The organism is Duganella paludis, from assembly GCF_054461335.1.
On the sequence record NZ_CM136922.1, the window covers coordinates 1,673,563 to 1,688,326 of the forward strand.

Consider the following 14,764-nt stretch of genomic DNA (forward strand, 5'->3'; position numbering starts at 1 on the left):
TCGACGACCGTAAATTCGCCCGCCGCGTTGCCAAGCTGGGACTGCATCCGCCAGTGCTAATCCTGCGTTGAGTTAGTCCGCTGCGGCGTCGATCGCGCGGCGGGACCAGGTGAGGAGTTGTTCGGGGTCGTCGAGGAGGAATTCGGGGGCGGTGTAGAACTTGCGGACGGTGACTTCGCCTTTTTTGGTGTTGTACTTGAAGGGCTGCCCGCCGTTGGCTTCGAACTCGGCGCGGGTGGCGTCGCTCACGCGCAGGTAGAGCGTGCTGCCGATGATCCAGGCGAACTGCTTGCCGTGATATTTAATATCGCGCCCGCCGAAAAATGCGCCGTTACTCAGTGCGCCAAGCGGCGCTAGCTGTTCTTCGATGTAGCTGACAAATTCCGCGTTCGCTGCCATTCCCGTCTCCAAATGAAAAAAGCCGGGAACAAGTCCCGGCTTTCATGATACTGCAGCTTAGCGCTTGCGCGGTGGCGGCAAGTCGGTACAGACGCCTTCGTACACTTCCGCCGCCATGCCGATCGATTCGCCCAGCGTTGGGTGCGGGTGGATCGTCTTGCCGATGTCGGTGCCGTCGGCGCCCATCTCGATCGCCAGCGCGATCTCGCCGATCATGTCGCCGGCATGCGTGCCGACCATGGTGCCGCCGATGATGCGGTGCGTTTCAGCGTCGAACAGCAGCTTGGTGAAGCCCTCGGCGCGGCCGTTGGCCACAGCACGGCCGCTCGCCGCCCAAGGGAAGTGGCCCTTCTCGACCTTGATGCCCTTGGCTTTCGCTTCGTCTTCGGTCACGCCTACCCATGCCACTTCCGGATCGGTATAAGCCACCGATGGAATCACCTTCACATCGAAGTGCGACTTCTGGCCCGCTGCGGCTTCCGCCGCCACGTGGCCTTCGTGCACCGCCTTGTGCGCCAGCATAGGCTGGCCCACCAGGTCGCCGATGGCGAAGATGTTCGGCACGTTGGTGCGCATCTGGCTGTCGACCGGGATGAAGCCGCGATCGGTCACCACCACGCCAGCCTTGTCGGCCGCGATCTTCTTGCCGTTCGGGCTGCGGCCCACTGCCACCAGCACCAGGTCGTAGACCTGTGGCGCAGGCGACGCAACGCCGACTTCCGCTGCTTCGAACGTGACCTTGATACCTTCCGGCAGCGCTTCAACGCCAACGGTTTTGGTCTTGGTCATGATGTTATCGAAGCGGGCTTCGTTGTACTTCTGCCAGACTTTGACCGCATCGCGATCAGCGCCTTGCATCAAGCCGTCCATCATTTCGACCACGTCGATGCGCGCACCGAAGGTCGAGTAGACGGTCGCCATTTCCAGGCCGATGATACCGCCGCCGATGACCAGCATGCGTTTCGGGATCTGACGCAGTTCCAGCGCGCCGGTCGAATCGACGATGCGTGGATCTTCCGGCACGAACGGCAGCTTCACCACCGACGAACCTGCGGCGATGATCGCCTGCTTGAACTGCACCACTTTCTTGGTGCCGTCGTTGGCGGTGACTTCGATGTGGTTCGCGCTCAGGAACTGGCCAACGCCGGTGACAACCTGCGTCTTGCGCGCCTTGGCCATGCCGGCCAGGCCGGTGGTCATGTTCTTGATGACGCTTTCCTTGTGCTTGCGCACCTGGTCGATGTCGATGGTCGGCTTGGCGAAGGTCACGCCGGTCTTGGCCATGTGCGAGGTCTCGTCGATCACGGCGGCCACGTGCAGCAGCGCTTTCGATGGGATGCAACCCACGTTCAGGCATACGCCGCCCAGCACGTCGTAACGTTCGACCAGCACGGTGTTCAGGCCCAGGTCCGACGCACGGAACGCAGCCGAGTAACCGCCAGGGCCGGAGCCCAGCACCATCATGTCGCAGTCAATGTCGACCTGGCCGGTGTAGCTGCTACCGGCTGGCGCGACGATCGGTGCGGCCGGTGCAGCCGGTGCGGCGGCAGGCGCAGGAGCGGCAGCAGCCGGAGCAGGAGCAGCGGCAGGAGCGGCAGCGGCGGCGCCGTCGGCAGCTTCAACCACCAGCAGCGCAACGCCTTCCTTGACCTTGTCGCCAACCTTGACGCGCAGTTCCTTCACCACGCCGGCGTGCGACGATGGGATTTCCATGCTGGCCTTGTCCGACTCCACGGTAATCAGCGACTGATCGACCTTGATCGTGTCGCCAACCTTGACCATCACTTCGATTACTTCTACTTCCGCGAAGTCGCCGATATTCGGCACTTTTACTTCTGTGCTCATAGTGGCTCCTTACAGCAGAATTTTACGCATGTCGCCGAGCACTTCGCTCAGGTACACGGAGAAGCGAGCGCCCATCGCGCCATCGACCACACGGTGGTCGTAGGACAGCGAGGTGCCCATCATCAGGCGAGGCTGGAAGGCCTTGCCATCCCACACCGGCTTGATCGATGCCTTGGACAAGCCCAGGATCGCCACTTCCGGCGCGTTCACGATCGGCGTGAAGTGCGTACCACCAATGCCGCCCAGCGACGAGATGGTGAAGGTCGCGCCTTGCATGTCGGCCGGTTTCAGCTTGCCTTCGCGTGCCTGCAGCGACAGCTCGGTCATTTCCTTGGCGATCTGCGTGACCGATTTCTGGTCGGCGTTTTTCACCACTGGCACTACCAGGCCGTTCGGCGTGTCGGCGGCGAAGCCGATGTTGTAGTACTTCTTCAGAATCAGGTTCTCGCCCTTCGCGTCCAACGAAGAATTGAAGGTCGGGAATTTCTTCAGCGCGGCGACCGATGCCTTGATCACGAAGGCCAGCATGGTGAGCTTGGTGGCGTCCTTGTTCTTGGCGGTGGCGGCGTTGGATTCAACGCGGAAGGCTTCCAGGTCGGTGATGTCGGCGTCGTCGAATTGCGTGACGTGCGGGATCTGCACCCAGTTGCGGTGCAGGTTGGGACCGGAGATCTTCTTGATGCGCGACAGCGGCAGCAGTTCGGTTTCGCCGAATTTGCTGAAGTCCAGCGACGGCCATGGCAGCACGCTGAAGTTGCCGCCGCCACCAACACCCGAACCAGCGGCAGCGCCGGCTGGTGCTGCGGTGGTGCCGGCCATCACGCCCTTGACGTAATTCTGCACGTCCAGCTGGGTGATGCGGCCTTTAGGACCGGAACCTGGCACTTTGCCCAGGTCCACGCCCAGTTCGCGGGCGAACTTGCGGATCGATGGCGAGGCGTGCGCCAGTTTGCCGGTCTGCACGGAGCCTTGCGAGGCCGGTGCTGCGGCGGCAGGAGCCGCTGCAGGTGCCGGCGATGGTGCGGCTGCAGGTGCAGCTGCGGCGGCTGGCGCTGCGGCAGGAGCGGCAGCGGCTGGCGCAGGAGCGGCAGCGCCGCCGGTGGCTTCAACCACCAGCACGATCGAGCCCATGGCAACCTTGTCGCCAACCTTGACCTTCACTTCCTTCACCACGCCGGCGTGCGACGATGGGATTTCCATGCTGGCCTTGTCCGATTCAACGGTCAGCAGCGACTGGTCCACCTTGATGGTGTCGCCAACCTTGACCATCACTTCGATGACTTCCACTTCCTTGAAGTCGCCGATGTCCGGCACTTTGACTTCGACCGGGCCGGCCGAAGCCGCAGGCGCGGCGGCAGCGGCAGGCGCTGGAGCGGCTGCCGGCGCTGGGGCCGGAGCAGCAGCCGCAGGAGCCGCAGCAGGTGCCGGTGCAGCGGCGGCGCCATCGGCCTCCACCAACAGCATCAGCGAACCCATAGCGACCTTGTCGCCGACCTTGACCTTGATTTCCTTGACCACACCAGCGTGCGACGAAGGAATCTCCATGCTGGCTTTATCCGATTCAACCGTAATCAGCGACTGGTCCACCTTGATGGTGTCACCAACCTTGATCATCAACTCGATAATTTCAACTTCCTTGAAATCGCCGATATCCGGGACTTTAACTTCCACAATGCTCATAGCGTTTGCTCCGTATTTTATTTATTGGGTCACCGGATTTGGCTTGTTCGGATCGAGGTTGTACTTGACCACGGCCTGCTCAACCACTTTCACGTCGATCTTGCCTTCTTCGGCCAGCGATTTCAGCGCGGCGACCACGATGTAGTGACGGTTCACTTCGAAGAAATTACGCAGCGCGGCGCGGGTGTCCGAACGGCCGAAACCATCGGTGCCCAGCACGCGGTAGGTGCGGTCTTTCGGAATGAAGGCGCGGATCTGTTCAGCAAACGCACGCATGTAATCGGTGGTGGCAACGATCGGCCCCGAAGTATCCTTCAGCAGTTGCGCCACGTATGGCACGCGCTGCTCTTTGGTCGGATTGACCAGGTTCCAGCGTTCGGCGTCCTGGCCGTCGCGCGCCACCAGGGTCAGCGAAGGAGCGGACCACACGTCGGCGGCGATGTTCCAGTCGTTCTTCAGCAGTTCAGCGGCGAAGATCGATTCACGCAGGATGGTGCCCGAGCCGATCAGCTGCACGCGCTGCTTCAGCGACTCGTCGCCTTTCTGCAGCAGGTACATACCTTTCAGGATGCCCTCTTCCTGGCCAGGCTTGATGCCTGGGTGGGAGTAGTTCTCGTTCATGATGGTGATGTAGTAAAACACGTCTTCCTGTTCTTCCACCATGCGGCGCATACCGTCCTGGATGATGACTGCCAGCTCGTGACCGAAGGTCGGGTCGTACGGCATGCAGTTCGGCACAGCCGCTGCGAACAAGTGGCTATGGCCGTCTTCGTGCTGTAGGCCTTCGCCGTTCAGCGTGGTACGGCCGGCGGTGCCGCCCATCAGGAAGCCGCGAGCGCGCATGTCGGCCGCTGCCCACACCAGGTCGCCGATACGCTGCATACCGAACATCGAGTAGTAGGTATAGAACGGGATCATCACGCGGTTGTTGGTCGAGTACGACGTCGCCGCAGCGATCCACGAACTCATACCACCGGCTTCATTGATACCCTCTTGCAGGATCTGGCCGGCCTTGTCTTCGCGGTAGTACATCACCTGGTCCTTGTCGACCGGCTCGTACAACTGACCTTGTTGGTTGAAGATACCCACCTGACGGAACAGGCCTTCCATACCGAAGGTACGCGATTCATCAACCAGCACCGGCACGATGCGGGCGCCGACGCTCTGGTCTTTCAGCAGCGTGGTCAGGATACGCACGTAAGCCTGGGTCGACGACACTTCACGGCCTTCGGCGGTCGCATCCAGCACGTTCTGGAAGGCGCTCAGCGGCGGCACGGTCAGTTTTTCATCGGCTTGCGGACGGCGGGCCGGCAGGTAGCCGCCCAGCGCGGCGCGGCGCTCGTGCAGGTACTTGATTTCCGGTGCGTCGTCGGCTGGCTTGTAGAACGGGATGTCGGCCAGCTTGTCGTCCGGGATAGGGATCGAGTAGCGGTCGCGCATTTCGCGCACGGCTTCGTCGGTAAGCTTCTTGGTGTTGTGCGCGGTGTTGCGTGCTTCGCCGTGCTTGCCCATGCCGAAGCCCTTGATGGTTTTCACCAGCAGGACGGTCGGTTGGCCTTTGTGTTCCTGCGCTACCTTGAAGGCGGCGTAGATCTTGTGCGGATCGTGGCCGCCACGGGTCAGGCGCCAGATGTCGTCGTCGGTCATGTTGGCAACCATCTCCAGCAGCTTAGGATGCTTGCCGAAGAAGTTGGCGCGCACGTAGGCGCCGTCTTTTGCCTTGTAGTTCTGGTATTCGCCGTCGACGGTTTCCATCATCACTTTGCGCAGGATGCCTTCTTTATCCTGTTGCAGCAGGGCGTCCCAACCTGGACCCCAGATGACTTTGACCACGTTCCAGCCGGCGCCGCGGAAGTCCGCTTCCAGTTCCTGGATGATCTTGCCGTTGCCGCGCACAGGGCCGTCCAGGCGCTGCAGGTTGCAGTTGACCACGATGACCAGGTTGTCCAGCTTTTCGCGTGCGGCCATGCCGATCGCGCCCAGCGACTCCGGTTCGTCCATCTCGCCGTCGCCGCAGAATGCCCAAACCTTGCGGTCGGTGGTGTCGGCGATCGAGCGCGCGTGCAGATACTTCAGGAAGCGCGCCTGGTAGATCGCCATCAGCGGGCCCAGGCCCATCGACACGGTCGGGAACTGCCAGAAGTTCGGCATCAGTTTCGGGTGCGGATACGACGACAGACCCTTGCCGTCGACTTCGCGACGGTAATGGGTCAGTTGTTCTTCGCTCAGGCGGCCTTCCAGGAACGCGCGGGCGTAGACGCCTGGCGAGGAGTGGCCCTGGATGTACAGCAGGTCGCCGCCGTGGTTTTCGCTCGGCGCTTTCCAGAAGTGGTTGAAGCCGATGCCCAGCATGTTGGCCAGCGAGGCGAACGAGGACAGGTGGCCGCCGAGGTCGCCGTCGACGCGGTTGGCCTTGACCACCATCGCCATGGCGTTCCAGCGCATCCACGAGCGCAGCTTTTCTTCGTATTCGAGATTGCCTGGGCAGTGCGTTTCCAGGTGGGTAGGGATGGTGTTGACGTAAGCGGTATTAGCGGAGAACGGGATGTCGGAGCCGCTTTGGCGGGCCAGGTCGATCAACCGTTCCATCAGATAATGAGCGCGTTCAGGGCCCTCTTGTTCCAGCACTGCAGCCAGTGCGTCCAACCATTCTTTGGTTTCTTGCGAATCAGGGTCGGTGTTTGCCGTTACCTGGTCAAGTTGAGCTGACATGTATTAAGTCTCCTGAGTTTGAGAGTTCGCTGATTATTTACTAATACTTTGATGACGTGTGAGGATTCTATCAGCGATTTTGTCCTTTTTCAAATTACGATAAGTCATTTCATATAGTGAAATTTCCCTATGAAAATTTTGTGCAGTGCGACATGCCGCAACCGTCGAAAACGAGGCGGGATGCGCCTTGCGGCCTTATAATCCTGCTTTCCCTCTACCACCTTGTGTAAATCATGCCTGCTCAACTGATCGACGGAGTCGCCCTCTCCAAAAAACTGCGCGCCGAAATTGCTGCACGTGCTGCCGCCCTCACCGCCCAAGGCAAACAGCCGGGCCTGGCCGTCATTATTGTTGGTGACGATCCCGCCAGCCACGTTTATGTTCGTAACAAGGTCAAGGCTTGCGAAGATGCCGGCTTCTACTCGCTCAAGGATCAATACCCGGCCGAGCTGACCGAAGCGGCGCTGCTGGAGCGCATCGCCCAGTTGAACGCCGATCCGGCCATCCACGGCATCCTGGTGCAGATGCCGCTGCCGAAGCACATCGACCCGCACAAGGTGATCGAGGCGATCTCGGTCAAGAAGGACGTGGACGGCTACGCGGTGCTGAGCGCCGGCGAGCTGATGACCGGGCTGGAAGGCTTCCGTCCTTGCACGCCGTATGGCTGCATGAAGCTGATCGAGAGCACCGGCGTCGACCTGCGCGGCAAGCATGCGGTGGTGATCGGCCGCAGCAACACCGTCGGTAAGCCGATGGGCCTGCTGCTCTTGCAAGCGAACGCTACCGTCACCATCTGCCATAGCGCGACCCCGGATATCGGCCTGTACACGCGTCAGGCCGACGTGGTCGTGGCCGCAACCGGCCGCCGCAACACCTTGACTGCTGATATGGTGAAGCCGGGCGCGATCGTGATCGACGTCGGCATCAACCGTAATGAAGAAGGCAAGCTGTGCGGCGATGTGGACTTCGACGGCATCAAGGAAGTGGCATCGCACATCACGCCCGTACCAGGCGGCGTGGGTCCGATGACCATCACCATGCTGTTGATGAACACGGTGGAAGCGGCCGAGCGCGTTTAACCGTCGTTCCCGCGAAAGCGGGAACCTATGCTGAGCCAGCGTTCTATGGATCCCCGCCTTCGCGGGGACGACGCTGTAACAATGGAATTGAATATGACTGCCACTAATCCCCTGCTCGACTTCAGCGGCCTGCCGCGCTTTGACGCCATCCAGCCCGCGCACGTCACCCCGGCCATCGATGAACTGCTGGCCAAGAGCCGCGCCGTGGTCGAGCAACTGCAAGCGCCTTCGGACGACGTCAGCTGGGACGGCTTCGTCACCCCGCTGGAGAACGCCACCGAGCTGCTGGGCCGCGCCTGGGGCATCGTCAGTCATTTGAACAATGTGGTGGACACGCCCGAACTGCGCGCCGTCTACAACGAGAACCAACCCAAGGTCACCGAATTCTGGACCGAGCTGGGCCAGAACGAAGCGCTGTTCGTCAAGTACAAGGCGCTGCGCGCATCGGCCGAGTTCGCCACGCTGTCGCCGGCACGCCAGCGCATCGTCGAGAACGCCATCCGCGATTTCCGCATGGGCGGCGCCGAACTGCCGGAAGATCAAAAAGAGCGCTTCGCCGCCATCCAGGAAGAACACGCGATGACCTCCACGCGCTTCTCGGAAAATGTGCTCGACGCCACCAACGACTACAAGCTGCTGGTGACCGACGAAGCCGATCTGGCCGGCCTGCCGGACGACGTCAAAGCGGCCGCCCGCGCCGCCGCTGAAAAAGAAAACAAACAAGGCTGGGAATTCTCGCTGCACTTCCCGTCCTACTACCCGATCCTGCAATTCGCCGACAAGCGCGAACTGCGCGAAACCATCTACCGCGCCAACGCCACCAAGGCTTCCGAGCAGGGCGATGCGTTCTCCAAAAAGGAAGAGTGGGACAACACCCAGAACATCGTCACGCTGCTCAAGCTGCGCGACGAGGAAGCCAAGCTGCTCGGCTATAACAACTTCGCCGAAGTCTCGCTGGTGCCGAAGATGGCCAAGTCGCCGGACGAAGTAATCGCCTTCCTGGAAGATCTCGCCAAGCGCGCGCGTCCGTTCGCGGAAAAAGACTTGGCCGAACTCAAGCAGTTCGCCAAGGAAGAGCTCGGCATCGAAGAGCTGAAAGCCTGGGACATTCCCTACGCTTCCGAAAAACTGCAGGAACGCCGCTACGCCTTCTCGGCGCAGGAAGTGAAGCAATACTTCCCCGAGCATAAAGTGGTCGACGGCCTGTTCCGCCTGATCCAGAGCCTGTTCAACGTCGAGATCAAAACCGACGACGCACCGGTGTGGCACAAGGACGTGCGCTTCTTCCGCATCGAACGCAACGGCAAGCTGATCGGCCAGTTCTACCTCGACCTGTACGCGCGCGCCGGCAAGAGCGGCGGCGCCTGGATGGACGACGCACGCGGCCGCCGCGCCGATGCCACCAATGTGCAAACCCCGGTCGCCTACCTGACCTGCAACTTCACCGAGCCTGCCGTGGTGGACGGCGTCACCAAGCCGTCGCTGTTCACGCACGACGAAGTGACTACGCTGTTCCACGAATTCGGCCACGGCCTGCACCACATGCTGACCCAGGTGGATGAGCTGGGTGTGTCCGGCATCTCCGGCGTGGAATGGGATGCGGTCGAGCTGCCGTCGCAATTCATGGAGAACTTCTGCTGGGAATGGGAAGTGCTGGAACACATGACCGCGCACGCCGTCACCGGCGAACCGCTGCCGCGCGCGCTGTACGACAAGATGCTGGCCGCGAAGAATTACCAGTCCGGCCTGCAGACGCTGCGCCAAGTGGAATTCTCGCTGCTCGACATGCACCTGCACTACGACTACGACGCCAGCACCGGCAAGACCGTGCAGCAGTTGATCGATGAAGTGCGCGCCAAGTTCTCGCTGCTGATTCCGCCGTCGTTCAACCGTTTCCAGAACTCGTTCGGCCACATCTTCGCCGGCGGTTACGCGGCCGGCTACTACAGCTACAAGTGGGCCGAGGTCTTGTCCGCCGACGCCTATGCCGCGTTTGAAGAAGCGCAGAAGCTGGGCCCGGCCGCCGTGTCGGAAACCGGGAAGCGCTACCTGGCGGAGATCCTGTCGGTCGGCGGTTCGCGTCCAGCACTCGAATCGTTCACCGCTTTCCGCGGCCGCGAGCCCAGCATCGACGCACTGTTGCGCCATAGCGGCATGGCTGCTTAAGACTTCACTTTAACTTCACCTCTGCGTCCGCGCCGGAGCCCGCTCGATAGCAACATCGATGCCAGCGGTTTCCGGCGTTTTCGCATACACTGGATTCACCATGACACGCATCGACTTCCACACCAATGTACCGGACAAGCTGGACTACGCCTGCCGCCTCGCGCGCAAGGCCTGGGCCGCCAACAACCGTGTGGTGGTGTTGACCGACGATGAAATGCAACTGGCTGAACTTAACGCGGCGATGTGGACTTTTTCCGCCGTCGACTTCCTGCCGCACGTGCCGGCGGACGATGCGCTGGCGGCGCACACGCCGATTTTGTTGACCGCCTCCGATGAGGCGGAATTACCACACACGCACAAAGAATTATTGGTCAATCTGTCGCGCCGCACGCCATCGCAACTGACGCAGTTCGCGCGCATGATCGAAGTGATTTCCTCGGACGAGGATGATGCGGCTGCCGGCCGCAAGCGTTATGTCGCATACAAGCAGCAAGACTATCCACTTACCCACTTTGTCACAGGAAAATCATGAGCCAAGCATCGTTTGACGCAAGTATCCCTGTATTGACGGAAGTCCTGAAGGCGGAACCGCTGAGCGACGAGGCGGTCGCGCCGCCAGCCCAGGCTTCGGCCGCCGAGCAACTGGAAAGCGCCGCCATCGACGGCTGGAGCGAAGCCGAATGGGCGATGATGGAACACCGCCTGTCGGTGCGCATCATGCACCAGTTGCAGTCGCGCGTGGACTTCGTGCTCGAACAGCGCATCAAGGACAGCATGGCGGAAGTGCTGAGCCATGCCCTGCACGACCTGACCAATGAAATCCGCATCGGCCTGCACGACACCATCGAAAAAATCGTTTCGCGCGCCGTGCTGCAAGAACTCACCCACCTGCAAGCGCAGAAAAAATAGACCCCGCCTCCCCGGTCCATGCCCACCTTGGTGCATGGACCGCACTCCCCTGAAGCATGTTTGCCTCAAACCAGGGAAACGCTCCAAAAAAGATCAAAACCACCGGTTTCACGCTTTGCGCCGACAATAATTTGTTGTACCTTGGTGGCCTTGCATACAACTTTGGAGATTTGCACATGCAGTTCAAATTCATTCCTCTCGCCATAGCCCTGGCTTTTGCCGGTAGCGCTGGTGCGCAAGAAGTGATCAAGATCGGTCACGTCGGTCCAGTCTCCGGTCCTTCCGCGCACCTGGGCAAGGACAATGAAAACGGCGCCAAAATGGCGGTCGAAGAATTGAACGCCAAAGGCTTCAAGATCGACGGCAAACCGGTCAAGTTCGTGCTGCAGCTGGAAGACGACGGCAGCGATCCGAAACAGGGCACGGCGGTGGCGCAGAAGCTGGTCGACGCCAAGGTCAACGGCGTGATCGGCCACCTGAACTCCGGCACCTCCATTCCCGCCTCCAAGATTTACCACGACGCCGGCATCCCGCAAATCTCGCCGGCCACCACCCAGACCAAATACACGCAGCAAGGCTTCAAGTCGGTGTTCCGCGTGGTGGCGAACGACGCCAAGCTGGGCGGCTCGCTGGGCAACTACGCCATCACCAAGCTGGGCGCGAAAAAGATCGCCGTGATCGACGACCGCACCGCCTACGGCCAGGGCGTGGCCGATGAGTTCATGAAGGCCGCCAAGAAGGCTTCGCCCGGCGCCGAGTTCACCAAGGAATTCACCAACGACAAGGCCACCGACTTCAACGCCATCCTCACCAAGATCAAGGGCAAGAATCCGGACCTGGTGTTCTTCGGCGGCATGGACTCAGTCGGCGGCCCGCTGCTGCGCCAGATGAAGGCGCTGGGCATCAACGCCAAGTACATGGGCGGCGACGGCATCTGCACGGAGTCCCTGCCGAAGCTGGCCGGCACGGCCGCCGCCAACGGCGTGGTCACCTGCGCTGAAGCGGGCGGCGTCACCGCCGAGCAGCAAAAGAACATGGACGACTTCGTCGCCCGCTACAAGAAGAAGTACAACGCCGACGTGCAGATCTACTCGCCATACGTGTACGACGCCGTCATGACCATGGCCACCGCCATGCAGGAAGCCAAGTCCTCGCAGCCGGCCAAGTACCTGCCCTTCCTGCAGAAGATCAAGTACCAGGGCGTTACCGGCCTGATCGCGTTTGACGACAAGGGCGACATCAAGGACGGCTCGCTAACCCTGTTCACCTACACGGACGGCAAGAAGACCAAGATCGAAGTCATCAAATAAAGAAAAAAGCCCCGTCAGCCTGAACGCGCTCAAGATCGCGCTCAGTGCCGACGGGGCTTTTTTCAAGCCAGGGGCAGATTTATTTCTGTGCCAGCACCCATTTCACCAGGGTCTTGGCTTCAGCTTCGCTGACCTGCGGATTGGCCGGCATCGGGATCGCGCCCCAAGTGCCCGAGCCGCCCTTCATGACCTTGGTCACCAGCTTGCCTTCGGCGTCTTTCTGGCCAGCGTATTTGGCGGCTACGTCCTTGTACGCAGGACCAACCAGCTTGGTGGCGACCGCGTGGCATGCCATGCAGTTTTTCGCCTTGGCCAGGTCGCCGCCCGCGTCCGCCATGGCGGTCTGCGAAGCCAACGCCGAAGCCAGTACTACTCCAGCCATCATCAATTGTCGTTTCATTGTATTCTCCAGGTGAGTACTACTCAATTACGCGACTTATTTTACCGCGTTTTGCTTTGATGCATTTAACGCTTGGGTCGAGTAAACGTTGACTTAAACCTGAATATTGCTTGTAAGATGGAGGATAGAGGAGGAAATCATGCCACTGATCCTATTGATCGTCGCTCTGGTTGCGCTGCGCTACTTTGAAGTGTGGAAATTTGCCGAATTATCCTGGTGGGCGATCGGCGCCCTGATGGTGGTTGCATTCCTGTGGTTTGAGTTCCTGGAACCGATGCTTGGCTTCGACAAGCGCCGCGCCCACAACGAAGATGAGAGGCGACGCAAGGAACGCGTCACCAAAACCTTCGATAAGAAATAACCATAGCTCCCGCTTTCGCGGGAGCTATGGCGTTAGCGTTTCAGCTGCGAGAGGTCACGCACCGCGCCGCGATCGGCGGAGGTGGTCAGCGCCGCATACGCCTGCAGCGCCTGCGACACATAACGCTCGCGGTTCACCGGCTGCCATGCATCGGCGCCCCTGGCTTCCATCACCGCGCGGCGCGCTGCCAGATCGGCATCGCTGATGCGCAGGTTGATGGTGCGGTTCGGGATATCGATATCGATCATGTCGCCCTCTTCCACCAGGCCGATGGCGCCGCCTTCCGCCGCTTCCGGCGAAGCATGACCAATCACCAGGCCCGACGAACCACCCGAGAAGCGGCCATCCGTGAACAGCGCGCACGCCTTGCCCAGACCTTTGGACTTGATGTACGAAGTCGGATACAGCATCTCCTGCATGCCAGGACCGCCTTTCGGGCCTTCGTAACGGATGATGACCACATCGCCTTCGTGCACGGTATCGCCCAGGATGGCTTCCACCGCCGCGTCCTGCGATTCAAACACGCGCGCCTTGCCGCTGAACTTCAGGATGCTCTCATCCACGCCTGCGGTCTTCACGATGCAGCCGTTCAGCGCCAGGTTGCCGTACAAAACAGCCAGGCCGCCGTCCTGCGAGTAAGCGTGTTCCTTGTCGCGGATGCAGCCGGTGCTGCGGTCCAGGTCCAGCGAAGCAAAACGCTCCGATTGCGAGAACGCCACCTGGGTCGGCACGCCGCCCGGCGCCGCGCGGAACAGCGAATGCACGGCCGGATCGTCGCTGCGCTTGATGTCGTTGCGTTCAATCGCCTCGCCCAGCGTCGGCGCGTGGATGGTGGGACGCGACGTATCGAGCAAGCCGCCGCGCGCCAGTTCGCCGAGAATGGAAATGATGCCGCCGGCGCGGTGCACGTCTTCGATATGGTACTTGTCGGTCATCGGCGCGACCTTGCACAGGCAAGGCACCTTGCGCGAGATGCGGTCGATGTCGGCCATGGTGAAGTCCACGCCCGCTTCGTGCGCCGCCGCCAGCAGGTGCAGCACGGTGTTGGTGGAGCCGCCCATGGACACGTCCAGCGCCATGGCGTTCTCAAAGGTCGCCTTGTTGGCGATGGTGCGCGGCAGGATGCTGTAGTCGTCCTGCTCGTAGTGGCGCTTGGCCAGCTCCACGATCACGCGGCCGGCGCGCAGGAACAGCTGTTCGCGGTCCGAATGGGTGGCGACGATGGTGCCGTTACCCGGCAGCGACAGGCCCAGCGCCTCGGTCAAACAGTTCATCGAGTTCGCGGTGAACATGCCCGAGCAGGAACCGCAGGTAGGACAGGCGGAACGCTCGATCTCGGCCACGTCGGCATCGCTGACGGTGGTATCGCCGGCCTTGATCATGGCATCGACCAGATCGAGCTTGATGATCTTCTGGTTGCCGTTGACAACCTTGACGACCTTGCCCGCTTCCATCGGGCCGCCGGAGACAAACACCACCGGAATGTTGAGGCGCATGGCGGCCATCAGCATGCCTGGCGTGATCTTGTCGCAGTTGGAGATGCAGACCATCGCATCGGCGCAGTGGGCGTTGACCATGTACTCTACCGAATCGGCGATCAGGTCGCGCGACGGCAGCGAGTACAACATGCCACCGTGGCCCATGGCGATGCCGTCATCGACGGCGATGGTGTTGAATTCCTTGGCCACGCCGCCAGCCTTTTCGATCTCGCGCGCCACCAGCTGACCCAGGTCCTTCAGGTGCACGTGACCGGGCACGAACTGCGTGAAGGAATTGACCACGGCAACGATCGGCTTGTCGAAATCGCCGTCTTTCATGCCGGTTGCGCGCCACAGGGCGCGGGCGCCGGCCATGTTGCGGCCGTGGGTGGTGGTGCGGGAACGATATTGCGGCATGATGTTTC

The 14,764-nt window shown here is 61.1% G+C and carries 13 protein-coding genes; 6 read left to right on the top strand and 7 right to left on the bottom strand.

The window, feature by feature from the left end; all coding sequences use genetic code 11:
• Positions 1–72: 72 nt before the first annotated feature.
• Genes ACXZ1M_RS07580 through aceE form a run of 4 tightly spaced genes read right to left on the bottom strand, consistent with a single transcriptional unit; the run spans position 73 to position 6,636 of the window.
• Positions 73–399 (bottom strand): TfoX/Sxy family protein, encoded by a 327-nt coding sequence (locus tag ACXZ1M_RS07580; protein ID WP_459052566.1) that lies wholly within the window; start codon positions 397–399, stop codon positions 73–75.
• Positions 400–456: 57 nt separating this feature from the next.
• Positions 457–2,244 carry a dihydrolipoyl dehydrogenase gene (lpdA, locus tag ACXZ1M_RS07585; protein ID WP_459052567.1) on the bottom strand — a complete coding sequence of 596 codons (1,788 nt, stop codon included), beginning with the start codon at positions 2,242–2,244 and terminating at the stop codon, positions 457–459.
• A gap of 9 nt (positions 2,245–2,253) precedes the next feature.
• A complete protein-coding gene (aceF, locus tag ACXZ1M_RS07590) occupies positions 2,254–3,924 on the bottom strand; it encodes a dihydrolipoyllysine-residue acetyltransferase (protein WP_459052568.1) in 1,671 nt (556 codons plus the stop codon).
• Positions 3,925–3,945: 21 nt separating this feature from the next.
• Entirely contained in the window at positions 3,946–6,636 is a 2,691-nt protein-coding gene (gene aceE, locus ACXZ1M_RS07595) for a pyruvate dehydrogenase (acetyl-transferring), homodimeric type (RefSeq protein ID WP_459052569.1), read from the bottom strand.
• Between the two features lie 233 nt (positions 6,637–6,869).
• On the opposite strand from aceE, the gene folD reads away from it, so the two are divergent.
• From folD to ACXZ1M_RS07615, 4 genes are all read left to right on the top strand, one after another.
• A complete protein-coding gene (folD, locus tag ACXZ1M_RS07600; protein ID WP_459052570.1) occupies positions 6,870–7,715 on the top strand; it encodes a bifunctional methylenetetrahydrofolate dehydrogenase/methenyltetrahydrofolate cyclohydrolase FolD in 846 nt (281 codons plus the stop codon).
• 93 nt (positions 7,716–7,808) lie between these two features.
• A complete protein-coding gene (locus ACXZ1M_RS07605) occupies positions 7,809–9,881 on the top strand; it encodes a M3 family metallopeptidase (protein ID WP_459052571.1) in 2,073 nt (690 codons plus the stop codon).
• Between the two features lie 100 nt (positions 9,882–9,981).
• Complete coding sequence (locus tag ACXZ1M_RS07610; protein ID WP_459052572.1) at positions 9,982–10,413, top strand: DNA polymerase III subunit chi; 432 nt, start codon at positions 9,982–9,984, stop codon at positions 10,411–10,413.
• On the top strand, positions 10,410–10,790 hold the full coding sequence (locus ACXZ1M_RS07615) for a hypothetical protein (protein WP_459052573.1): 381 nt from the start codon (positions 10,410–10,412) through the stop codon (positions 10,788–10,790). The genes ACXZ1M_RS07610 and ACXZ1M_RS07615 overlap by 4 nt, the downstream gene beginning before the upstream one ends.
• A 65-nt stretch (positions 10,791–10,855) precedes the next feature.
• Here ACXZ1M_RS07615 and ACXZ1M_RS07620 read toward each other — a convergent pair whose 3' ends face one another.
• Positions 10,856–11,050 carry a hypothetical protein gene (locus tag ACXZ1M_RS07620; protein ID WP_459054094.1) on the bottom strand — a complete coding sequence of 65 codons (195 nt, stop codon included), beginning with the start codon at positions 11,048–11,050 and terminating at the stop codon, positions 10,856–10,858.
• Here ACXZ1M_RS07620 and ACXZ1M_RS07625 point away from each other — a divergent pair.
• Complete coding sequence (locus ACXZ1M_RS07625; protein ID WP_459052574.1) at positions 10,967–12,100, top strand: branched-chain amino acid ABC transporter substrate-binding protein; 1,134 nt, start codon at positions 10,967–10,969, stop codon at positions 12,098–12,100. The two genes, ACXZ1M_RS07620 and ACXZ1M_RS07625, sit on opposite strands and share 84 nt — an antisense overlap.
• A gap of 79 nt (positions 12,101–12,179) precedes the next feature.
• On the opposite strand, the gene ACXZ1M_RS07630 is transcribed toward ACXZ1M_RS07625, so the two are convergent.
• Complete coding sequence (locus ACXZ1M_RS07630; RefSeq protein ID WP_459052575.1) at positions 12,180–12,500, bottom strand: c-type cytochrome; 321 nt, start codon at positions 12,498–12,500, stop codon at positions 12,180–12,182.
• Positions 12,501–12,639: 139 nt separating this feature from the next.
• Here ACXZ1M_RS07630 and ACXZ1M_RS07635 point away from each other — a divergent pair, with 139 nt between their 5' ends.
• Positions 12,640–12,861, top strand: coding sequence for a TIGR04438 family Trp-rich protein (locus tag ACXZ1M_RS07635; protein WP_373988642.1), 222 nt, complete (start codon positions 12,640–12,642; stop codon positions 12,859–12,861).
• Positions 12,862–12,893: 32 nt separating this feature from the next.
• Here ACXZ1M_RS07635 and ilvD read toward each other — a convergent pair whose 3' ends face one another.
• Positions 12,894–14,756 carry a dihydroxy-acid dehydratase gene (gene ilvD / locus ACXZ1M_RS07640; protein WP_459052576.1) on the bottom strand — a complete coding sequence of 621 codons (1,863 nt, stop codon included), beginning with the start codon at positions 14,754–14,756 and terminating at the stop codon, positions 12,894–12,896.
• Positions 14,757–14,764: the final 8 nt, after the last annotated feature.

Excerpts from the sequence above, each read along its gene's own strand:
- ACXZ1M_RS07580 (WP_459052566.1), bottom strand. The coding sequence starts at position 399 with ATGGCAGCGAACGCGGAATTTGTCAGCTACATCGAAGAACAGCTAGCG.
- lpdA (WP_459052567.1), bottom strand. The coding sequence starts at position 2,244 with ATGAGCACAGAAGTAAAAGTGCCGAATATCGGCGACTTCGCGGAAGTA.
- aceF (WP_459052568.1), bottom strand. The coding sequence starts at position 3,924 with ATGAGCATTGTGGAAGTTAAAGTCCCGGATATCGGCGATTTCAAGGAA.
- aceE (WP_459052569.1), bottom strand. The coding sequence starts at position 6,636 with ATGTCAGCTCAACTTGACCAGGTAACGGCAAACACCGACCCTGATTCG.
- folD (WP_459052570.1), top strand. The coding sequence starts at position 6,870 with ATGCCTGCTCAACTGATCGACGGAGTCGCCCTCTCCAAAAAACTGCGC.
- ACXZ1M_RS07605 (WP_459052571.1), top strand. The coding sequence starts at position 7,809 with ATGACTGCCACTAATCCCCTGCTCGACTTCAGCGGCCTGCCGCGCTTT.
- ACXZ1M_RS07610 (WP_459052572.1), top strand. The coding sequence starts at position 9,982 with ATGACACGCATCGACTTCCACACCAATGTACCGGACAAGCTGGACTAC.
- ACXZ1M_RS07615 (WP_459052573.1), top strand. The coding sequence starts at position 10,410 with ATGAGCCAAGCATCGTTTGACGCAAGTATCCCTGTATTGACGGAAGTC.
- ACXZ1M_RS07625 (WP_459052574.1), top strand. The coding sequence starts at position 10,967 with ATGCAGTTCAAATTCATTCCTCTCGCCATAGCCCTGGCTTTTGCCGGT.
- ACXZ1M_RS07630 (WP_459052575.1), bottom strand. The coding sequence starts at position 12,500 with ATGAAACGACAATTGATGATGGCTGGAGTAGTACTGGCTTCGGCGTTG.
- ACXZ1M_RS07635 (WP_373988642.1), top strand. The coding sequence starts at position 12,640 with ATGCCACTGATCCTATTGATCGTCGCTCTGGTTGCGCTGCGCTACTTT.
- ilvD (WP_459052576.1), bottom strand. The coding sequence starts at position 14,756 with ATGCCGCAATATCGTTCCCGCACCACCACCCACGGCCGCAACATGGCC.